The organism is Mesorhizobium sp. LCM 4576, from assembly GCF_001854815.1.
In the GTDB taxonomy this organism is placed as follows: domain Bacteria; phylum Pseudomonadota; class Alphaproteobacteria; order Rhizobiales; family Rhizobiaceae; genus Mesorhizobium; species Mesorhizobium plurifarium.
On record NZ_MDDT01000007.1, the window covers coordinates 168687 to 189922 of the forward strand.

The window sequence follows — 21236 nt, forward strand, 5'->3', positions numbered from 1 at the left end:
CTCAACAGGTGGCAAAGCCCAGATGGGCGCGAAAGCGGTTCTTGACCGCTACGGCATCGCGCGGCGGCAGAGAGCGCGGCAGGTTCTCTGCCGTGATCTTCAGCACGAACAAGCGAGGCCCTTCCGCAGGACGGCGCAGCTTTTCGCACAGCGCGTCGACCTCCTCCAACGAGCGCAGTTCGGCGACCGCCGCGAAACCGCRGGCGGCGGCGACCTTGTCGAAGCGGATGCCGCGGCCGGTATGGCTGGACTGCATGCCGGTCTCGCCGAAATGCTGGTTGTCCAGAATGATCAGGTCGAGATTTTTCGGCCGCGCCACCGAGATCGTCGCCAGCGATCCGAAGGCCATGAGTTGCTCGCCGTCGCCGGTGATGACCATCACCCGCCTCTGCGGCTGCGCCTGTGCAAGCCCGAGGCCGACCAATGCCGCGCCGCCCATTGCGCCCCAAAGATAGTAATTGTCGTCCCTGTCGCCGGCGGCATGCACGTCATAGCTCGGCGATCCGAGCCCGGTCACCACCAGGGCGTCATCGCGCGTGTCGAGCAGCTTCTTCACCGCCGCGCGGCGATCCATCGTCGGCAATGCCATGTCGTTCACCACTTCTTCTTGCCAAGCAGGCGCTGCCCGATGAGCACGGCGATCTGCTGGTCGGCGTCGAAGGCCATCGCGGCCGCCTGCGCCACGGTGTCCACCAGGTCGGGGCCGGTCTCTGCCCGCAGCACGCTGAGGCCGATCGCTTTCAGTGAAGCTTCGGTCGCCTGTCCCATCGGCACCTGCCATGGATTGAACTCGGCCCACTCGCCGCGCATCGTCACCAGGACGAGTAAGGGAAGGCGCGCCTGCACCGGTAGCGACAGCATGTTGATGCAATTGCCGACGCCGGAGGATTGCATCAGCACGACGCTGCGCTTGCCGCCGAGCCAGGAGCCGGCAGCAATGGCTATGCCCTCCTCCTCGGTTGTCAGCACATTGGTGACGACTTCGGGATCGGCGCCGAAGCGGCGGATCAACGTGGTATGGCCAGCGTCCGGCACATAGGACATCTGGCTGATGCCGGCGGCCTTCAGYACGTCATAGACCTGATCCGGCCACTGCGTTTCAGATGCCGCCGGAAGAGCCGCAGAGGCAGCCGCTTCCGGGTGTTTCGCATGTAGGCTGCTCGCCGTCACCTTGGACCCCCGAGGATTGGATTTGGCATAAGACTACGTCAACCATCCGATACAATCTTCGTCCCTTTCTTGTGATCAGATATAATGATATTCGATAGCTTATGGAGCTGTCACAGCTGCGCACCCTGATCCACGTCGCCGAGCTCGGCAGCCTCAGCAAGGCCGCAGACCGGCTGCATATCGCGCAGCCGGCGCTGAGCCGCCAGGTGCGCATGCTGGAGGAGGAACTGGGCTTTGCCCTGTTCCTGCGTCATGGGCGCGGCATGGTGCTGTCCGAACAGGGCAAGCAAGTGYTGGCCCACGCCGTGCGGGTGCTGGCCGAGATCGACGAGATCCGCGCGACCGCCACGCCCGCCGATGCGCCGCTGACGGGCGAGATCGCCATCGGCTTGCCGCCCACGGTGGCCGACATCATCTCGCTGCCGCTGGCGGCGGCTTTCGGCAAGGCCCATCCCAAGGCGAAGCTCAGGCTTGTCAGCGCCTATACCGGCTATTTGCTCGACTGGCTGCATCGGGGCGAAATAGACGTCGCGGTGCTCTACGATCCGCGCATGGCGAGATCGCTTCGCACCCGCCCGCTGCTCCTGGAGAACCTGTTCCTGATCGGCCCCCCCGATGCCGGCTTCTCGACCGTGCGCGCCGTGCCGTTCGCCTCGCTCGCCGGCAAAAGGCTGTTGCTGCCCAGCGTCAAGCACGGGCTGCGCATCATCGTCGAACGCTGCGCCGCGGAGACCGGCATCACGCTCGATGTCGRCATCGAGGCGGATACCTATTCGGTGCTGAAGGACCTCGTGCGCAATGGCCATGGCTGGACGATCCTGCCGCTCGCGCCCATCCATGCCGATGTCGCCGCCGGCCTGCTCACCGCCGCGCCGCTGATCGATCCCGTGCCCGTGCGTCGCCTCATCCTTGCCTATCCGGCCGACCGGCCGGCCTCGCGGCTGGCGCGCTTTGCCGGCCAGGCGATCGAGGATACCGCCCGCGATCTTGTCGAGCGGGCCGTATGGGTCGGCCAGCTTCTCGGTTCGGCGCCGTAAGGGTTTCAATTTCGGCATAGCTGATCACACCTGCCTTGCGTTGCTGTCGAGATGTGCCGGCGTGATACTGGCCGCCGGAGCGAGACGAAAGGCCCGGCAATCCATGGAACACTATCAGGATATTCGCGAAGCCGTCGCCAAACTCTGCGCCCGTTTTCCCGGCGAGTATTGGCGCGCCCTCGATAGGGATATGGCCTACCCTCGCGAATTCGTCGAAGCCCTGACGGAAGCCGGCTGGCTCTCGATCCTTATCCCCGAGGAGTATGGCGGCTCCGGCCTGCCGCTTTCGGCCGCTGCCGCGGTGCTGGAGGAGATCCAGCGCGCCGGCTGCAACGGCGGCGCCTGCCATGCGCAGATGTACACGATGGGCACGTTGCTTCGCCACGGCTCGGCAGCGCAGAAGCAGCGCTATCTGCCGAAGATCGCCACCGGCGAGTTGCGCCTGCAGGCTTTCGGCGCCACCGAGCCGACCAGCGGCACCGACACCGGCGCGCTGAAGACCACCGCCCGGCTCGACAGCGACCATTTCGTGGTCAAAGGCCAGAAGATCTGGACCAGCCGCGCCGAGCATTCGGACCTGATGCTGCYTCTGGCGCGCACCACGCCGCTGGCGGACGGCATGAAGAAGACCGACGGCCTTTCCGTCATCATCGTCGAGATGCGCGAGGCCATCGGCAACGGCCTCACCATCCGGCCTATTCGCACCATGATGAACCATGCCACCACGGAGATATTCTTCGATGATTTGCGCGTGCCCGCCGAAAACCTGATCGGCGAGGAGGGAAAAGGCTTCCGCTACATCCTCTCCGGCATGAATGCCGAGCGGATCCTGATCGCTTCCGAATGCGTCGGCGATGCCAAATGGTTCATCGACAAGGCAAGCGCTTACGCCAGGGAGCGCCATGTGTTCGGTCGGGCGATCGGCCAGAACCAGGGAATCCAGTTTCCGATCGCCAGGGCCTACGCCAACATGCGCGCGGCCGAGCTGATGGTGCGCGAGGCGCTCGCCCTTTACGAAGCCGRCAAGAACCCCGGCGCCGAGGCGAACATGGCCAAGATGCTGRCGGCTGATGCCTCGAACGAGGCCGCCAACGCCTGCATCCAGACGCATGGCGGCTTCGGCTTCGCCGAGGAATATGACGTCGAGCGCAAGTTCCGCGAGACGCGCCTCTACCAGGTCGCGCCGATTTCCACCAACCTCATCCTGTCGTTCCTGGCCGAGCACGTGCTCGGCCTGCCGCGTTCTTATTAGGAGTGGTCGTTGTGAACGTCCTCATCGTCTACGCGCATCCGGAACCGAAGTCCTTCAACGGCGCCATGAAGGACCTCGCCTTCGAGACCCTGACGCGGGTCGGCCACAGCGTGGTGGTCAGCGACCTTTATGCGATCGGCTTCAATCCGGTCGCCGGGCAAGGCGACATGACTGGCGAGCGCAACGATCCGGATTTCTTCAGCCTGCAGCGCGAGCAGACCGCCGCCTATGAGACGGGTCGGCTGGCGGCCAACATCAATGCCGAGATCGAGAAGCTGAAACGGGCGGACTTCGTGATCTTGCAGTTTCCCGTCTGGTGGTTCGGAATGCCGGCGATGCTCAAGGGTTGGGCCGACCGGGTCTTCGCGCGCGGCTTTGCCTATCTGCCGGGCCGCAAATACGACACCGGCATGTTCAAGGGAAAGCTCGCCATGGTGGCCGCCACCACGGGCACCTCGGCCGACACCTATGCGCCCGACGGCATCGACGGCGACATCCTCACGGTGTTGTGGCCGATCCATAACGGCCTGCTGCGCTATGCGGGCTTCGATGTGTTGCCGCCCTTCGTCGCCTACATGCCCGGCCGCGTCGGCGACGACGGCCGCAAGGCCTATCTGGAGACCTATCGCAAAAGGCTCGAGGACATCGAYGACACGCCGCGCCTGTTCTTCCACCCGGCTGAAGATTACGGCAAGAACGAGAGGCTGAAGCCAGGCGTGCTCGCCCGTTCTGGGGTGCAGCGCAATGTCTGACGCCGCCCGCCCGCTGGAGGGCCTGTTCGTCGTTTCGATCGAGCAGGCGGTCGCTGCTCCCTTGTGCACGGTCCGCCTCGCCGATGCAGGTGCTCGCGTCGTGAAGATCGAACGCCCCGAAGGTGAGACCGCGCGCCACTACGATTCCACCGTCGAAGGCATGTCGGCCTATTTTGTCTGGCTGAACCGCGGCAAGCAGAGCGTGGCGCTCGACCTCAAGGCCGAGAAAGACCTCGCTCTGCTGCATCGGATGGTCGCCCAGGCGGATGTCCTCGTGCAGAACCTTGCACCGGGCGCGATCGACAGGTTAGGCCTTTCCGCCACCGTGATTGGCGAGAAATTTCCCCGGCTGATTGCCGTCAACATCGTCGGCTACGGGCAGGACACACCCTACGCATCAATGCGGGCCTACGACATGCTGGTGCAGGCGGAAAGCGGTATCTGCGCAGTGACCGGCACCGCCGATACGCCTTGCAAGATCGGCGTGTCGGCTGCCGACATCGCAACAGGAATGAACGCGCATGCGGCGATCCTCGAGGCGTTGCTGGCGCGCGGCAGGACCGGCCGAGGCCGGGCGATCGAAATAGCCATGTTTGACGGCATGGCCGACTGGATGGCGGTGCCGCTGCTGTACTACGAGCATACCGGCCGCGAGACGGGCCGTTACGGCTTGGCGCACGCCTCGATTTATCCCTACCGGCCCTATGCCTGCTGCGATGGCGCGGCCGTGGTCGTCTCCGTCCAGCAAAACAGCGAATGGAAGCGCTTTTGCTCGGCGGTCCTGCGGCGGCCGGATCTCGCCAATGACGAACGCTTCGCGACCAACGCCCAGCGCGTCGCCAACCGCGAAGCGCTCGATGCCGAAGTCGAGCCGATTTTCGCGGCGATCGATTCCAACGAAGCGATCGGGCGGCTCGATCAGGCCCAGAACGCCTGGGGACGGGTGAGCGAGGTGCGCGATCTTCCGCTGCACAAAGCGCTGCGCCGGATCGAGGTCGCGCTGCCCGGCGGCAAGAGGGTCACGGTCCCGAAACCCTCGGTGCGGTCCGCTGCGTTCGAGACGCCGCCGACCGTTCCGGGGCTCGGAGCCGATACCGATCGCATCCGCGCGGAATTCGAGACTTGAAGCGGAGTCGGAGCCTTGGGATCGGACAACATCGTATTGCAGGAATGGATCGGACGGTCGTGGGAGGCCGAGGACATCGTCACCCCGCGCGTCATCGCCAGCTTCGAAGCCACACTCGGAGCGCATGCGGCGCGGCTCGACGAGACTCCCCCCGGCCTGCACTGGTGCCTGACCCCCRACATCGCGGACGCGCGCGAACTGGGTCCAGACGGGCACCCGGCCAAAGGTGGATTCTTRCCGCCCGTGCCGCTTCCGCGCCGCATGTGGGCAGGCAGCGACGTGCGATTCCTGGCGCCGATCCGCCCCGGTGACGCGATCCGCCGCCGCTCGATGGTGCGCGCGATCGAGGAAAAACAGGGCCGTTCGGGCAGGCTCGCTTTTGTCACGGTGCGCCACGAGATCGCCAACGCCGCCGGTCCGGTGGTCGAAGAGGACCAGATCATCGTCTATCGCGAGCCGGAGACTGGCGCGCCACAGGCCCCGGCTCAGCCCGCCGGCCCCAGGTCGGCCACGTCGCACGAGCGGACAGTCGACGTCGATCCGGTGCTGCTTTTCCGTTATTCCGCGCTGACGTTCAACGGGCATCGCATCCACTACGATGCGCCTTACGCCACGGGCGTCGAGCACTATCCCGGGCTCGTCATCCACGCCCCGCTGCAAGCGACGCTGCTCATGAACTTCGCTGCTGTCGTCGCCGGACTCGCGCCGCGCCAATTCTCGTTTCGCGGAGTCCGCCCGGCGATCGGCCCGCAGACCCTGCTGCTCAGCGGAACGGCCCGCGGAAAAGGCGAGATGGAAATGGAAGTTCGCTCGTCGGACGGACAGGTGACGGTGAAGGCCACGGTGCGATGGTGAGCTTCGTCACGCCCGTCCCGCCGCTGTCTGCGCCGGATCACGGCCGGAGAAATTTGCTAGGCCGACAGCAGTGGCGCCGACACGGTGATCCTCGACCTCGAGGACGTTCGAGTGACGATGCGCATTCACCCCGGAGAACTCACCGGTTCTGGTGAAGGATGGTTTCGGCGGCGATGAAACCCCAGGTCAGATTGGGGYCAAGCGTCGTGCCGGCTCCAACCGCGCGGGTGCCGATCGGGTTGGCCATGGCAAGGCCGGCCGCGTACAGGCCGGGGATGATCGAACCGTCCGGCCTCAGCACCTGCGCCCGCTCGTTGGTGCGGGCGCCGCCCTTGGTGCCCAGGATCGAACGATTGAGCGTCATGCCGACATAGGGCGGCTTGTCGATCGGCTTCAGCCGATTTTCAGGGCCATGCGCCTTGTAATCCTCCCARCCGTTCTCACCGCGGCGGAAATCCTCGTCGCGCCCCTTGGAGCAAAAGCCGTTCCATCGGGCGATCGTCGCTTCGAGAGCCGACGCCGGTAATCCCAGCTTTGCGGCGAGGCCGCCGATCGTGTCCGACTTCTTGATCCACTGGCGTTCGTAGGACGCATACCAGCGGAAGGGCAGAGACGTCCTCAGGAAGCGATGATCGCCGACGAGATAGCAGGGCAGGTTCACCGGGGCGCCGTCCGCTCCGCGCGCGTCGATCGCCTCACCGATGTTGAAATCGTTCTCGCTGACAAAGCGTCTGCCGTCGCGGTTGACGACGATCGAATGCGGCTCGGCCTGAAAGGTCATGGGCAGGCCATGCGGCTTGCCCTGGTAGAGCGTCGGCAGGCAGGGATAGACGTTCGCCTGGTCCATGCGGTCCAGCTCCGCCCCGACGGAAGCGGCAAGCTTTTGGCCGTCGCCCTCATTGGTGGGAGGGCTGCCGATACGATCGAGCGCGCCGGGAAAATGCCGCGCCCGCATCTCGGCATCCCATTCGAATCCTCCCGTCGCGATGATCACGCCGCGCCGAGCAAGAAGTTTCGTCCGCCGGCCCTCGCGCTCCACTTCGGCGCCGATCACGCGCGAGTCCGAATCCTGAAGCAGGCCCACGGCGCGCGTTTCCAACTGGAAGGCGACCCCCGCATCCAGGCAGCCCTTGATGAGCCCGGTCATGAGGGCCGTGCCCTGCCCGCCGGCATTCGTCAGCCGCCGCCAAAGCAGCTTCGGCCAGAGCCTGAGGCCGGCGCGGATAGGGTGGTGATAGAGGTCGAGATCGACGATTTCCTGGTAGCTGAAGCTGTGCGGCAGGGTGGAGCGGCGCAGGCGCGGCGCAAACTTGCCCAGGATGCGGCGGCTGAGCGGCCTCGGCGAGAGCATGCGGCCGAAAAGCTTGCCGCCGGGCGCCTCGGCGAAGGGATCCGGCTCGTTGACCAGGCGGAAGTCGAGAGGCGTGTTGCCAGAAAGGAAACGCAGCATATCGGGAGCCGCCCTGACGAAGGCGCTCCAGAGCGCATCTTCCTTCCGCGCCCAATCCCGCGGAGACACCGCGCGCAGATAGGTCAGCRCATCGTCCCGGCTGTCGGCGACGCCGGCAGCCGCTGCCAGATGGTTGGCGGGTATCCAGACCCCCGCGCCGGACATGGCCGAGGTGCCACCAAGCCATTCGCTCTTTTCGATAACCAGCACATTGAGGCCGCCCTTGGCCGCCCTCAATGCCGCCGAGCAGGCCGCCGAACCGGAACCGATAACCAGAACATCGAATTCGCCCATTGGCGGTCCCCCAGACTGTCGTCGCGGCGTCACTATAGGTGCGGGAAATTAAATCTGTCTACTATTGTGTCGACACTTTTTGCATTATACGCTCCGTTGGTGAGCGGCATGCACCCGCACGATAATCTCAAGCGCTTTTCGAGAGGCAGAGCCATGGATGATACTCACCTTCCGCCAGCTCCATCCGGCATTCATATCTCCGGGCTCGAAACGCGTGAAAGCTACTGGCAGCCGGTGCCGGCGAACGGCCATATCGACGTGGCGCTGGCGCCTCATATCGTCGGCATGGAGCACCCGTTCGCGCTTGGCACACAATCGGTGGCGCCTGGCGGCTATGTGCGCGAGCACACGCATGAGCGTAATGAGGAGGCCGTCTATATCATCGAAGGCCACGGCCGTGCCGTCGTCGACGGCAAGGAATATCCCCTGGGCCCCGACAGCGTGGTGTTCCTGCCGAAGAATGTCAGGCACATGTTCATCAACGATGGCGAAACGCAGCTTCGCTGGCTCTGGCTGATCGTGCCCAATGGGCTCGAAGACTTTTTTCGTCTCATCGGCAAGCCACGCAGGCCGGGCGACCGCGTGCCCTCCAACTTCCCACGCCCGGAAAACGTGCTGGAGATCGAGCGCAGGACCGTCTTCGGCGTCGATCTCACCGACAAGTTTGATCCCGTGAGCCGCGGCTCCTGAAGACACCGGATGACGACGCTCGGCCTCATCGGCTAYGGCGCGATCGCGCGTGACATCGTCTCGGCCTTTCCGCCGGACGCGGTCGATTGGCTGGTGTTGCTGCGCGAAGGCGCCAGTCCCGAACTGCCGGCGAATGTCAGTGCGGTCACCAGGGTCGAGCGGCTGATCGAGGCAAAGCCGCGGGCTGTGGTCGAAGCAGCGGGCCAGGGGGCAGTGGCGACCCACATACCTGCCTTGCTGGAGGCCGGAATACCAACCGTCGTGGCATCGGTCGGCGCGCTTGCCGATGCCACGCTTCACGCCCGGATCACCGCCGCCGGCCGCAGCGGCGGCGCGCGCTTTATCCTGCCGGCGGGAGCGCTGGGCGGCCTCGATTATCTGCGCGCCATAGCGGCCCTTCCCGACGCGCGGGTGCGCTATACCTCGCGCAAGCCGCCGGCGGCCTGGGAAGCCGAGATCGCCGCGCTTGGTCTATCGGCCGAGCGCGATGCCGTGACGCTCTTCGAGGGCACCCCCGCGGACGCGGCATCCGCCTATCCGAAGAACCTCAACGCGGCCTTCGCCGTGGCGCTGGCCGTAGGGGACGAAAAGGTCACCGTGYGGGTGATCGCCGACCCGAAGGCGATCGGCAACAGCCATGAGATCGAGGCCGAGAGCGCTGCCGGCACCGCCTTCTTCAACATGGTCAACGCGCCCTCGCCCGTCAATCCGAAGACTTCGGCACTGACCGCGCTGAGTCTYGTCGCCGCGCTGCGCGATCTGCTCGACATCGACCCGCCCGAGAAGGGAGGCCGCCGCTGATGGCCTTCTTCGTCGCCGCCGATGGCTGCCGCATCCACTACGAAACGTTCGGGGCGAAGGGGCCGCGCCTCGTCCTCATCCCGGGACTCGGCGGCGACGGACGATTCTGGTCCGGCGTCGTGCGCCTGCTTGAGGCCGACTATCGCCTCATAGTCATCGATCATCGCGGCGCCGGCCGCAGCGACCGCCCCGACGGCCCCTACTCCGTTCCGCTCATCGCCGGCGATGTCGCGGGCCTGCTGGCGCAGACGGGCGGGCCGGCCCATATCGTCGGGCATTCCACAGGCGGCGCCATCGCCCAGAGACTTGCCCTCGACCATGCGGATCTCGGGCTGAGCTACACGATCAGCAGTTCCTGGGCGCGGGCCGACACACGCTTCCGCACCGTCTTCACCGCGCGTGCCGAACTGCTCGAGGCAGGCATGGCTGAGACCTATCAGCGCCTTACCCATGTGCTCTGCCACGAGGCTTCCTACCTAGCCATGCATGCCGCCGAACTCGAGGCGGCGGTCGCCACCGCCTCGCGGACCCTTGCCCCATTGAACGTCGCCGCGTCGCGCCTGCGCATGCTGCTCGATCACGATTGCCTCGATGACCTCGCGGGGATTGYCGTTCCGGTGCAGGTGATCGCCGCCACGGGCGACGTGCTGACTCCGCCTGAACTGACGCGAGCCATTGCCGCCGCAATACCGGGCGCCCGATACACATCCGTCGACGGCGCGCATTTCCATCCCCTCGCCAGGCCGGGAGGCATTGCCGCCGTCATCCACCGTTTCATCACCGAAGCCGAACAGCAGACATCATGACCGCCGACATCGTCCCCGTCCTCAACGATCCGCGTCTCAAGCCGGGCCGGGACCTGCTCGCCGAGGGGCGAACCATGGCGCGCGACTGGCGGCTTGGGAGTTGCCGTTTCCTCATCGAAACGGGAATGCCTTCCGAAGCCGCGTGGAAACGCAAGGCGGTGGCGGAAAGTCGCGTCATGCAGCATGCCCACATCGGCTTCCGCAGCGTCGACCGCACCATCGCGGCGATCGGYGAAGTGCATGAGCAATGCCGCAAGGCAGGGGTCACGGTCGATCGTTTCGGCATCACGCTGGACTGGTCGATGGGTTATCCGCAGGCCATGCGCGCCAAGGCCGCGCGCGGCACAGGCATCGTGCTGACCGGTCCGGAGGATTTCGCGCGCATCACCAATGCTGCCTCCGCGGCCGCGCATTTCGGAGACTTCATGCTCGGCCTGCCGGGCGCCGTCGAAAACACGCGTGCAGCGATCGCGGCCGGAGCAACGRCTATCGGCAATCTCGGACAGTATTTCACCTTCCGCCTGCCCTACTGGGACGACGACGTGGCGACAACCGAGGCGACCGTGACCGCGCTCGGGCTGATCGCGGCGCAGGATGCGGAGATCCTGGTCCATTCGAATCTCGACGACGGATTCGCCGGGCTTTTCATCGACATGGCCTGCGCGCTCGGCATGGTGCTGGTGGAGAAGCATATCGTCGAGACGCTGATCGGCGCGCACCTTGCCCATTGCTACGGCCATCACTTCAGCGACCCGCTTTCGCGCACCGCCTTCCACGCGGCGCTCGTGCGGGTCACCGACACGCCGGGCACCATGATCTTCGGCAACACCGTCTCCTACCAGTCGACCCCCGCAGGCAATTACGCCAGCCTGGCGAGCTACCTGATGGCCGACATACTCGCCATGGGGCGCTGGCCTTCGGGCCATGCGATCARTCCCGTGCCGGTGACGGAGAACCAGCGTATTCCCGACGTCGACGAGATCATCGACGCGCAGACATTCGCCCACAGGCTGACGCTGCACGCGCCTTTCTACGACCCGGTCTTCGACTGGTCCAAGACCGAGGCGATGGCCGACATGCTCGTCGAAGGCGGTCGACGCTTTGCCGATGCCGCTCTCGCCGGTCTCGCCGAGCGAGGGGTCGATGTGGATGACCCTGCTGCGCTGATGCTGGCCATCCGCCGCATCGGTCCGAAGCGCCTGGAAGCCCTTTTCGGCCCAGGTGCGACAGGTCCGCGCGGGCGTGTGCCGCTGATCCACGCCGAATGGGCGCGAGAGCTCAACCACAAGGCGGCAAGCTGGGCGGCGGCCCAGAAGCGGATGGAGGTGGCGAGAAATCTCACTATCTGCATCGGCACCACGGATGTTCACGAGCACGGCAAATATCTCGTCGAACAGGCGCTCGAAGGTCTCGGCATCGCCATCGTCGATGCCGGCGTCGCCGTCGACCCGGAAGCGCTCGTCGCCCGTGCCGCCGAAACCGGCGCGGACGCCATCGCGGTCAGCACCTACAATGGCGTCGCGCTGCGCTACGCGCAGGCTGTGAAGGCCGCGATGGCGGTGCGCGGACTTTCCTTGCCCGTGCTGATCGGCGGACGACTGAACGAGGTGCCGAAGGATTCGAATTCAGGCCTGCCGGTCGATGTGACCAAGGATATCGCCGACCTCGGCTGCCTCCCTTGCGCCGACCTCGACGAGATGCTCTCCGCCCTTCGTTCCATCCCGCCAGCCGCCTGAATCCTCCCCTTTTTCGAACTTGTTTCGCACCGCCCTGCAGAAGCGCTTGCAAAGTGTCGACACTTTTGTATTTAATTCGGCGCACAACTGGGGATAGCCCRTGAAGAACACTCCGTCCGTCGAACAGCATTTGGAGATTTATCGTCGGATGCTGCTGGTGCGGCACCTCGAGGAGAGGCTGGGGGCGCTTCATAAGGAAGGGCGCACGCGTGGCCCTATCCATCGATGCGACGGCCAGGAGGCTGTGGGCGTTGCGGCCACGGCCGCCCTGGAAGCCGGCGACAAGGTTGCCACCACCCATCGCGGCCATGCCGTCTACATCGGCAAGGGCATGGCCATGCGCCCAGTCGTGGCCGAGATATTCGGCAGGGCAACGGGCGCCTGCGGCGGACGTGCCGGCCATATGCTGGTGGCCGATGCCGAAAAGGGCGTGATTGGCGGCAACGCGATCGTCGGAGCCGGTATCCCCGCCGCTGCCGGCATGGCGCTGTCGATGCAGATCCTCGGCACGGGCAATGTCGCCATGTGCGTCTTCGGCGACGGCGCCGCGCAGACGGGCATCTGCCATGAGGCGATGAACATGGCCGGGCTCTGGAAGTTGCCGGTCGTGTTCGTGCTCGAGCWCAACCAGTTCGGCCTGACCGTTCCTTCCGATGTCCAGTCGCCGGTCGCGGATCTATCGATCCGCGCCGCCGGCTACGCGATGCCGGCCAAGATCGTCGACGGCAACGACGCGGTCGCCGTTTATCGCGCCGTGTCGGCGATGGCAGAAAGAGCGAGACGTGGCGAAGGTCCCGGCATGGTCGAATGCAAGACCTACCGCGTCGAGGGTTTCTCGACATCCGATATGGGCGGCTACCAAAGGCCCGACGATATCGCTGCCTGGAAAGCGCGCGACCCGCTGATCATCTCCCGCAAGGCTTTGCTGGGCGATGTCGGCGAGGCACGGCTCGCCGATATCGAGGCCGCGGCCAAGGCCGAGACGGACGAAGCGTTCGAGGTCGCCCTTTCTGACCCGATGCCGGAGTTCCTGGTGGACGAAGCCTGCAATCCCTACAGCGAGACGCACTGACATGGYGATGATGCGATACGCCGAGGCGCTCAACGCCGCGCTGCGCGAGGAGATGCAGGCCGATCCTTCCGTCTTCCTCTTCGGCGAGGACATCGGCCGCTACGGCGGCGTGTTCAAGGTGACGAAGGGGCTGATGGAGGAATTCGGCGAAAGGCGGGTGCGCGACACGCCGATCTCGGAACAGGCCCTGACCGCGATGGCGGTGACCGCAGCCATGACCGGCACCCGGCCGGTGCTGGAAATCATGTATGCCGACTTCATACCGCTGTCGCTCGATGCTTTGGTCAACCAGGCATCGATCTACAACTATGTCTGGAACGGTCAGGTGAAGATGCCATTCGTCGTGCGCACCCAGGGCGGCGGCGGAGCGGGCGCGGGCGCGCAACATTCCAAGGCGCTGGATTCCATGCTTGCCCACGTACCCGGCATCAAGGTCGTAGCGCCTTCGACGCCGGCCGACGCCAAGGGYATGCTGAAGGCCGCCATCCGCGACAGCCAGCCGGTCGTCTTCCTCGAGCACAAGCTGCTCTACAACATTCGCGGCGAGGTTCCGGAAGGCGACGTGATCGTGCCGCTTGGCAAGGCGGCAACCGTGCGCGAGGGCCGCGACATCTCGATCTTCGCCACTTCCAAGATGGTGGTTGAAGCGACAAAGGCGGCCGATCTGCTGGCCGCGGACGGCGTTTCGGCGGAAATCATCGATCTCCGGTCGCTGCGCCCCCTTGACCTCGACGCCATCGTCGCCTCGATCGCGAAGACGCACCACGCGGTGGTGGTCAACGAGGGCTGGCGCTTCTGCGGCTACGCCGCCGAACTTTCGGCAACGATCATGGACCATGCCTTCGACGACCTCGACGCTCCGGTCGCGCGCGTGACGCTGCCGGACATGCCGATCCCCTATTCCGAGCCTCTCGAAACGGCGATGCTGCCGAGCGCCGAGAAGATCCGCGCTGCCGCGTTGAAGACCTTGAAGTGACGGAGGCGGCAGATGGCAACCCATCCGATCAGCATCGACAGCGCCGGCGGCGAGTATATGGAAGCCGTGCTGGTGATTGCCTGGGCGGCCAAATCCGGCGACCCGGTCAAGGCCGGCGATCTCATCGTCACCGTCGAGACGGCCAAGGCGGCGACCGAAATCGAGGCGGATCGAGATGGCTGGCTGGCCGATATCTACTTCACCGAAGGGCAGGAAGCGCCGGTGGGCGCCGTGCTCGGCACCATCGCCGACGAAAAACCGGTGGCAGGCCACGCGGCTCCAGCCACAACAACAGCAACGGCCGATCCCCTCTCCGCAACCGACGCCCCTGCACCCTCCCGCCAGTCCGGCACCCGTGCAATCGCAAGCCCGCTTGCCCGCCGGCTTGCGGCGGCCGCGGGGCTGGACCTGTCGGCCGTCTCAGGCACCGGTCCAAGGGGACGCATCAAGAAGCGTGACATTGACGCCGCACTCGCCGGGCGTCCGGATCGGTCCGGCGGCATCCAGACGGAGCCGACCGAGTCCCCGGCATCGCACGTCGCCACGCCGGCGACAGCGCGCCGAACGGCGCCGGCGGTCCTCATCCACGGCTTCGGAGCGGACCGTTCCGTTTGGCGGCAAGTCGTGCCTTTGCTCGAACCAGATGTTACGACGGTCAGCCTCGACCTGCCCGGCCACGGCGCGGAGGCCGCGCGGCCGGCCAAGAGCATCGAGGAGATCRCCTTCGCCCTTTCCGACCAACTGGAGGCCATGGGCGTCAGGGACGCTCATCTCGTCGGCCATTCCCTGGGCGGGGCGGCCGCTCTTGCGCTTACGCGGATCGGCCGTCTCACCGTGCGCTCCGTGACCCTTCTTGCCCCGGGCGGTCTCGGTCCAGAGATCAATGCCGGCTTCATCGCCGGGCTTGCGCGCTCGACCACCGTCCAGGCGCTCGAGCGCTGGCTGGCGGTCATGGTGGGCGATCCTCGAACCCTGCCGGCCGGCTACGCGCAAGCGGCGCTGAGGCAGATGGAAAAGAACGGCAATAGGGATGTGCTGGCCTCAATGGCGGAAGCGCTGTTCCCCGATGGAACGCAAGGCTTTGACCTGACGCCCGCTCTCGCCGGGCTCGGCGTGCCGACACGGCTCGTGTGGGGCAAGCTCGACCGCGTAGCACCTGCCGCTCATGCCGCCCGCGCGCCCGGCTTCGCCGCCGTTCACCTGCTCGACGGCGTTGGCCATGTGCCGCAGATCGAAGCGCCGGCGCTAACGGCCAGGCTTATCGCGGAGACGGTGCGAAGTTGCGGTTGAGACGACCCGCGCTTGCGGCGTCGGCAAAGCCGAGCCGGACAAGACTTTTCTGGCCTCACGGGGCCGGAACAGGAACCAGAAGGAGTGACCGAGATGATCTTCGACCACCGCACCTACACCGCCCGGCCGAACAAGCTGCCCCATTTCCTCAAGCTCTATGAGGATGTCGGCCTGCCCATGCAGCGGCATTATCTGGGAGAGCCTTTCGGCTTCTTCCAGACTCATATCGGCGATCTCTCCCGGACCGTGCACTTGTGGAAATACGAGACCCTTGCCGACCGTGAGGAGCGTCGCGACCGCATGGAAGCCGACCCGGAATGGCAAGCCTATCGGCGCAAGGTGATCGAGACGGACTATCTCCTCGACATGCGCAACCAGATCCTGAAGCCGGTTTCGTTCTTCAACCCCGGCAAGTGACATGCAGCTCGTTTTCTCGGCCGAGGGCAAGGCCTGGCCCATTCAACTGAACGGCGACACCCTGCGCACTCGCCGCTCGCTGCTGGCCGCCCTACCCCTGCGTTTGCAACTGCACACGCCCAAGATCGCCGGCAGCCATATCTACTGGCACGCCCCCTTCGTCGAGGACGTGGAGGGCGCGACCCACGTGCTCGACGCCAAGGCGGGAGCCTTCATCTACTGGCCGGTACGGCAGTTCCTGGAAATCACCTTCGCGCCGCTCCAGGCCGAGACGGCGGAGATCACCGTGCTCGGCCATCTCGATGCGCCGGTCGAGGGCATCGCGGAGCTCGCCGCGGTGCTCAAGCGGGAACAGGGACGCCGCATCATCGACGGGACCCTGGCACTGGCCGACGGAGGGACTGAGGAGTCCCCGCCGGCATCGACGCTTCCACACGACATCGTGGCCGGACGCAAGGTGATCTGGGACCGCATGCCCGACGACATAGCCCATATCACCRCTTCGCGGGCCATCATGCATCCCGCCGGACCGGTCTTCACGGCGGAGGCRGAGGCGCGCGTCCTGCACGAACTGCTCTGGTGGATCYRATCCGAGCGGGCAAGCGTCGACGAGGCGGTGCTGCGCCAGACGGCGGCACTTGCGCTGAACAAGGCGGCGACGCGGCTGCGAGACTTCTGCCATCTCGTGGAAACGCCGACGCTGCTGTTTCGTCTAGAGAGGGCGATGGAGGAGGCAGTGCCTTTCGACCCCCTTGTCAATGARGCGATCCTCGTCGCCGGCCGCATCGGCGCCTGGCTCGACCTGCTTATCCCATGGAATGACCTCAACGAAGCGTTTCGTGCCGCGCTCGATGGGAGAAGGGCCTGAAAAATGGACAGACTGACCATCGGCATTGTCGGGTTCGGCATCATCGGGCAGCGCTGGGCAGCTTGCTTTGCCCATGCCGGTCATGATGTGCGCGTATATGATCCGGCCGAGGGTCAGGAGGCAGTCCTTGACGAAGTCCTGCCGGCGCTCGCGGCAGACCTGGACAGCTTGAAGGGCCCCGCGCCCGCGCCCGGGGCGATCAGGCTTTTCCCGACGATGGCGGAGACACTCGAAGAAGTCGACTTCGTGCAGGAGAACGGTCCGGAAGACCTGTCGCTCAAACGGCGACTGCTTGCCGAGATTGAAAACCATATCGGCGACGAGGTCATCGTCGCTTCCTCCTCCTCCGCGCTGCTCGTCTCCGACATCCAGGCCGAGTGCCGCGTGCCGGGCCGCATCGTGCTTGGTCATCCGTTCAACCCGGTGCATCTGATGCCGCTCGTCGWGATCGTCGGCGGCAAGGCGACCGATCCGCAGGCAATCGCGCGGGCGCGCGCCGTCTACGAAGACATCGGCAAGAAGCCGGTCACGCTCAACAGGGAAGTGACAGGYCATCTCGCCTTGCGCCTGATGGGCGCGATGTGGCGCGAAGCCATAGCCATGGTGCGCGACGGCGTCGCGTCGGTCGAGGAYATCGATCGGGCATTCATGTACGGACCGGGACCGAAATGGACGTTGCAGGGCTCATTCATTTCCAACAGCCTCAATGCCGACGGCATCGAGGACTTCCTGCGCAAATACGGTCCCACCTATCAGGCCATCTGGGACACGCTGTTCGAGGCCAGGCTCGACGCTGACACGATCCGGGCGGTTTCGGCGTCGACGGGCGCGGCGACGCATGGCCGCGGCCCCGAGGAACTCAGGGCAGCGCGGGACGCCGGGCTGGTCGGCATCCTGAGGGCGGTCGCCGAACACGGCGCGCTTTGATCGTAGCAGCTTGGGAGAACGAGCATGGACTATCGCACCGCCCTCGTCACCGGAGCCTCCAAAGGCATTGGCGCGGCGATCGTTGAGAGCCTCGTGGCGGAAGGGCTGACGGTCCATGCGCTGGCGCGTAGCAAGGACGCGCTGCTTGCCTTGCGGGAGCGGCTTGGGCCGCAGGTCAAGCCCATCGCAACCGACGTTCGCGATGGCGAAGCGATCATGTCCGCGCTGGGCGCCGCCGAAATCGACGTGCTGGTCAACAATGCCGGCGGCCTGGCGACCGTGCGCCCCTTGCATGAACAAAGCGCCGAGGAGACGGCGGAGGTGGTGGAACTGAATCTCACCGCGCCGCTGCAACTCATCCGCCTTCTCCTGCCCRGTATGATCGCGCGCAAGCGCGGCCACATCTTCACCCTGACCAGCACGGCAGCCAGCGGCGTCTTTGCCGGTACGACAGCCTATGGCGCGGCAAAGGCCGGCCTGTCGCAAGCCGGTCGCATCCTGCGCTTCGATCTTGCAGGCACCGGCGTGAGGCTGACCGAAATCGCGCCTGGACGCGTCGAGACGGATTTCTACCTCAAGGCCTTTGACGGAGACCGCGAAGGCTTGCGCAAGCGCATGTATTGCGAGCAACGGCCATTGCGCCCGGCCGACATTGCCGCCGCGCTTGTTTCGGCGCTGCGGATGCCTGACCATGTCGACATCGCGGAATTGACCATCGCGCCGAGCGAACAGGCGGCGGGGGGCCAGAAATACCCGCCGCCGCCGCTACGATGATCGGCCTCGCACCGCCGCTTCTAGGTATCGGCAGGGCCGCCGGTCAGCTTCGCGAGAACCGCCATGCAGGCCTGCTCCCAGGCCGCCGGCACCTCGCGCGCCGAGAGAACCTGCAKTCCCCGCTCGGTGATCCCACCCGGCGTCACCAATTCCAGCAGCATCCGCTCCATCGGGTCTCCCTTTTCGGCGATCAGTCGCCCGGCCGCCACGAAGGTCCTTGCCGCCAGCCGGCGGGCCGCCGTGGGATCGAGGCCCTGGGCGCTCGACCATTCCGCCGTCCTGCGGATGAGATCCTGTGCCCAGCCGTAGACCGCGGCACTGACCGTCGCGACATCGAAATCCCTCTCGCTGGAGAGTGCTATCGGGGGGCCTAACCGGTCCAGCACCGCCCTCGCCTGCTCCACGTCGGGATAGTAGACCGTCGGACTGGCCGCGATCTCGGAAGCGGTGAGCGGCATGGCGCGAACGATACGCGCCGGCGCGACATCCAGACCGGCCAGCGGCACGCCGGCGCAAACCGATATCACGGTCTGTCCCTTTCGCCACGGCAAGCCGCTAACTGCTTCGGGCRCATGGATGGGCCGCACGGCGACGAGGACGACATCGGCAACCTCAACGAGTTCGCGATTGTCGGCGGCGAGCCGAAAGCCGTGCTGGATCRCAAGGGCCGCGGCCTTGCCGCGTGGAGACAGGATGATTGCCGCTGGATCCAACCCGGACCGCACAAACCCGGTCAGCATGGAAGCGGCCAGATGCCCGACGCCAAGAATGCCAATGATCATTTCCTTCCCCCCGAAGCGCCGCTTGCCATTCGTATGAACTTGCGAAAGAAGTGTGAGCCGCAAAGTGTCGACACAACCTGCAGACAAATCCGATTGGAACTTTCATGACCGAACGAGTTGAGGGCGACGCCGGCAGCGGCCAGCCCGCCATGAACGAGGCCGAAACGCGACGCAGCGCCGACAGCAGCGAACGTGCCTATCTCACGATCCGCAAGCATCTCGTGGAGTTCACGCTCAAGCCCGGCGAGCGCATCAACGAGGTCCAGCTTTCGCGCAGCCTGGGTGTCTCGCGCACGCCAATCCGCGAGGCGTTGAACCGGCTCGCTTCCGAGGGCTTCGTTTCGCTCACCCCCAATCGCGGCTTCTTCGTAAGGAGCCTCAGCACCGAGGGCTTGCTCGATCTCTACGAGCTGCGCTCCATCATTGAATGCGCCGCTTTCAAGCTGATGTGCGAGCGCGCCGAAGACCGCGAAATCGATCGGCTGCGTGAATATTGGGAGGCGATCGTCGACGGCTATCGAGACCAGCCGGCCGACATCATTCTGGCTGAGGACGAAGGCTTCCATCTGCTCATCGCCGAGCTCTCGGGAAATCCCGAACTTGTCGCGCAGCTCGCTTCCATCAATGCGCGCATCYGCTTCATCCGCCGTATCCAGATCGAGCACCCTTCGCACGACAAGGCGCAAGTCWCCTTCCACTCCGGGATCGTCGCCGCCGCCGTCAAACGAGATGCCGAGGAAGGCATGAAACTGTTGCGCGAACATATCGAAATGACCGTCTCCGTCACGCAGCAGGCGCTCAAGGACGCGCTGCTCAAGGTTTTTGCGCCCGACAATGCCGCCGATTTGAAGCGTCGCCGAAAGGTCCGTGATGCTTAATCGGTATCTGACCACAAGATTGAACGCAATAGTGTCGACACTTTCTTGACTGCCACTCCTTTGTCTGCTTCGATGCRCTGGCAAAGAGGGGAGAAGACCGGAACGGCCGCCCTCACGTGACAGCAGCTAAGGGGAACCTTCATGAGAAAACTTACCGCCGCACTCCTTCTCGGCACCTCAGTCTTCGCGGCACCCGCCATGGCGGAGCAGATAACCGTCGGCATGGCCGCGCCGCTTTCCGGCCCGCAGGCGTATTTCGGCAATACCTGGCACAATGGCTTCAAGCTCTACGTCGACAAACTGAACGCGAATGGCGGCGTCAACGGCGTCACCATCGCCTACGATCAGCAGGACGACAAAGCCGACCCGCGCGAGGGAACGCTCGTCGCCCAGAAGTTCTGCGACAACGACAAGGTCGTGCTCGGTCTTGTGAATTTCAATTCCGGCGTTGCCCAGTCGACGCTGCCGATCTACGAGGACTGCTCGCTGCCGACCATGACCTTCGGCTCGAACCCGTCGCTGACCAAACAGGGCTACAAGTTCATGGTGCGCCCCGTCGCCAACGACCTGGCCGGCGCCCTATTGCCGGCTGAATACGCCTTAGGCAAGCTCGGCGCGAAGACCGCCGTCATCGTCAACGACAAGCAGGTCTTCGGACAGGGAATTTCCGAGATATTCGCCAAGAACTTCGAAGCGGGCGGCGGCAAGGTCCTCGATACCCTGGCGGTTGCGCCGACCGACGTCGACTTCACCGCCGTTCTGGCCCAGATCAAGACCAAAAAACCGGACGCGATCTATCTTGGCGCGGTGATGCCGCAGCTTGCGCTGTTCGCCAAGCAGATGCACGAACAGGGTATAGCCGCGGCGCTGATGGTGCCGGACGGCGGCTATACCCCGGACCTTATCAAGCAGGCCGGCGAGGCCAACGTCCAGGGCACGCTTGTCGCCATCCAGGTCCCGCCGATGGATGCTTCCCCCGAGATCGCGGATTTCGCTAAGCTCTATAAGGCCAAGTATGGTGAGGATGCCGGGCCATATTCGATCTACGGCTATGTGCAGGGCCAAATTCTCGAGCAGGTGCTCAAGACGACCAAGGGCCTTACGCGCGAGGACATGAACGCCGCGCTGCATGCGGCCAAGGTCAAGACCGCGGTAGGCGAACTGGAGTTCGACGACACTGGCGAACTCAAGGTGGCCCMATCTTACCTTTACAAGGTCGAGGGCTCGGACTTCAAACTGGCCGGCCAGAAATAGTCATGCGCCGGAGTCGCCTCGGCGGTCTC

General features: G+C 65.2%; 22 protein-coding genes. 18 read left to right on the forward strand and 4 right to left on the reverse strand.

Features of this window, described 5'->3' with window-relative positions; all coding sequences use genetic code 11:
- Window position 1: 1 nt before the first annotated feature.
- Together LCM4576_RS02965 and LCM4576_RS02970 are read right to left on the reverse strand one after the other, a co-directional pair.
- Window positions 2–589 (reverse strand): thiamine pyrophosphate-dependent enzyme, encoded by a 588-nt coding sequence (locus tag LCM4576_RS02965; RefSeq protein ID WP_071030571.1) that lies wholly within the window; start codon window positions 587–589, stop codon window positions 2–4.
- Window positions 590–594: 5 nt separating this feature from the next.
- Window positions 595–1170 carry a thiamine pyrophosphate-binding protein gene (locus tag LCM4576_RS02970; protein ID WP_071030449.1) on the reverse strand — a complete coding sequence of 192 codons (576 nt, stop codon included), beginning with the start codon at window positions 1168–1170 and terminating at the stop codon, window positions 595–597.
- Between the two features lie 101 nt (window positions 1171–1271).
- Here LCM4576_RS02970 and LCM4576_RS02975 point away from each other — a divergent pair, with 101 nt between their 5' ends.
- The 5 genes from LCM4576_RS02975 (at window position 1272) to LCM4576_RS02995 (ending at window position 6192) form a co-directional block, all read left to right on the forward strand.
- Window positions 1272–2207, forward strand: a complete 936-nt coding sequence (locus tag LCM4576_RS02975; protein ID WP_071030451.1) for a LysR substrate-binding domain-containing protein — start codon at window positions 1272–1274, stop codon at window positions 2205–2207.
- Window positions 2208–2310: 103 nt separating this feature from the next.
- Complete coding sequence (locus LCM4576_RS02980; protein WP_071030453.1) at window positions 2311–3459, forward strand: acyl-CoA dehydrogenase family protein; 1149 nt, start codon at window positions 2311–2313, stop codon at window positions 3457–3459.
- A gap of 11 nt (window positions 3460–3470) precedes the next feature.
- On the forward strand, window positions 3471–4211 hold the full coding sequence (locus LCM4576_RS02985) for an NAD(P)H-dependent oxidoreductase (protein ID WP_071030572.1): 741 nt from the start codon (window positions 3471–3473) through the stop codon (window positions 4209–4211).
- The gene (locus LCM4576_RS02990) at window positions 4204–5337 is read left to right on the forward strand and encodes a CaiB/BaiF CoA-transferase family protein (RefSeq protein ID WP_071030455.1); all 1134 of its coding nucleotides are present in this window, start codon (window positions 4204–4206) and stop codon (window positions 5335–5337) included. Before LCM4576_RS02985 ends, LCM4576_RS02990 begins: the two co-directional genes overlap by 8 nt.
- 15 nt (window positions 5338–5352) lie before the next feature.
- Complete coding sequence (locus tag LCM4576_RS02995) at window positions 5353–6192, forward strand: MaoC family dehydratase N-terminal domain-containing protein (RefSeq protein WP_071030456.1); 840 nt, start codon at window positions 5353–5355, stop codon at window positions 6190–6192.
- Between the two features lie 139 nt (window positions 6193–6331).
- On the opposite strand, the gene LCM4576_RS03000 is transcribed toward LCM4576_RS02995, so the two are convergent.
- Entirely contained in the window at window positions 6332–7936 is a 1605-nt protein-coding gene (locus LCM4576_RS03000) for an FAD-dependent oxidoreductase (protein ID WP_071030458.1), read from the reverse strand.
- Between the two features lie 153 nt (window positions 7937–8089).
- On the opposite strand from LCM4576_RS03000, the gene LCM4576_RS03005 reads away from it, so the two are divergent.
- From LCM4576_RS03005 to LCM4576_RS03055, 11 genes are all read left to right on the forward strand, one after another.
- Window positions 8090–8626 (forward strand): cupin domain-containing protein, encoded by a 537-nt coding sequence (locus LCM4576_RS03005; protein ID WP_071030459.1) that lies wholly within the window; start codon window positions 8090–8092, stop codon window positions 8624–8626.
- A gap of 9 nt (window positions 8627–8635) precedes the next feature.
- Window positions 8636–9427, forward strand: coding sequence for an aspartate dehydrogenase (locus LCM4576_RS03010; RefSeq protein ID WP_071030461.1), 792 nt, complete (start codon window positions 8636–8638; stop codon window positions 9425–9427).
- Window positions 9427–10233, forward strand: coding sequence for an alpha/beta fold hydrolase (locus tag LCM4576_RS03015; RefSeq protein WP_071030463.1), 807 nt, complete (start codon window positions 9427–9429; stop codon window positions 10231–10233). The genes LCM4576_RS03010 and LCM4576_RS03015 overlap by 1 nt, the downstream gene beginning before the upstream one ends.
- Complete coding sequence (locus LCM4576_RS03020; protein ID WP_071030465.1) at window positions 10230–11969, forward strand: cobalamin-dependent protein; 1740 nt, start codon at window positions 10230–10232, stop codon at window positions 11967–11969. Before LCM4576_RS03015 ends, LCM4576_RS03020 begins: the two co-directional genes overlap by 4 nt.
- A gap of 148 nt (window positions 11970–12117) precedes the next feature.
- Window positions 12118–13041: a thiamine pyrophosphate-dependent dehydrogenase E1 component subunit alpha gene (locus tag LCM4576_RS03025; protein ID WP_071030466.1), complete on the forward strand. Its 924-nt coding sequence runs from the start codon at window positions 12118–12120 to the stop codon at window positions 13039–13041.
- Between the two features lies 1 nt (window position 13042).
- Complete coding sequence (locus tag LCM4576_RS03030) at window positions 13043–14017, forward strand: alpha-ketoacid dehydrogenase subunit beta (protein ID WP_071030467.1); 975 nt, start codon at window positions 13043–13045, stop codon at window positions 14015–14017.
- A 12-nt stretch (window positions 14018–14029) separates the two neighbouring features.
- Window positions 14030–15307, forward strand: coding sequence for an alpha/beta fold hydrolase (locus LCM4576_RS03035; RefSeq protein WP_071030468.1), 1278 nt, complete (start codon window positions 14030–14032; stop codon window positions 15305–15307).
- Window positions 15308–15400: 93 nt separating this feature from the next.
- Entirely contained in the window at window positions 15401–15724 is a 324-nt protein-coding gene (locus LCM4576_RS03040) for an NIPSNAP family protein (protein ID WP_071030573.1), read from the forward strand.
- A 1-nt stretch (window position 15725) separates the two neighbouring features.
- Window positions 15726–16592 (forward strand): hypothetical protein, encoded by an 867-nt coding sequence (locus LCM4576_RS03045; protein ID WP_071030469.1) that lies wholly within the window; start codon window positions 15726–15728, stop codon window positions 16590–16592.
- A 3-nt stretch (window positions 16593–16595) separates the two neighbouring features.
- Window positions 16596–17519 (forward strand): 3-hydroxyacyl-CoA dehydrogenase NAD-binding domain-containing protein, encoded by a 924-nt coding sequence (locus LCM4576_RS03050; RefSeq protein ID WP_071030470.1) that lies wholly within the window; start codon window positions 16596–16598, stop codon window positions 17517–17519.
- Between the two features lie 24 nt (window positions 17520–17543).
- The gene (locus tag LCM4576_RS03055) at window positions 17544–18293 is read left to right on the forward strand and encodes an SDR family oxidoreductase (protein ID WP_071030471.1); all 750 of its coding nucleotides are present in this window, start codon (window positions 17544–17546) and stop codon (window positions 18291–18293) included.
- A 20-nt stretch (window positions 18294–18313) separates the two neighbouring features.
- On the opposite strand, the gene LCM4576_RS03060 is transcribed toward LCM4576_RS03055, so the two are convergent.
- Window positions 18314–19075, reverse strand: a complete 762-nt coding sequence (locus LCM4576_RS03060; protein WP_071030472.1) for a pyrroline-5-carboxylate reductase — start codon at window positions 19073–19075, stop codon at window positions 18314–18316.
- A 104-nt stretch (window positions 19076–19179) separates the two neighbouring features.
- On the opposite strand from LCM4576_RS03060, the gene LCM4576_RS03065 reads away from it, so the two are divergent.
- Window positions 19180–19953 (forward strand): GntR family transcriptional regulator, encoded by a 774-nt coding sequence (locus LCM4576_RS03065; RefSeq protein ID WP_083361283.1) that lies wholly within the window; start codon window positions 19180–19182, stop codon window positions 19951–19953.
- Window positions 19954–20094: 141 nt separating this feature from the next.
- Entirely contained in the window at window positions 20095–21207 is a 1113-nt protein-coding gene (locus LCM4576_RS03070) for a branched-chain amino acid ABC transporter substrate-binding protein (protein ID WP_083361284.1), read from the forward strand.
- Window positions 21208–21236 lie beyond the last annotated feature (29 nt).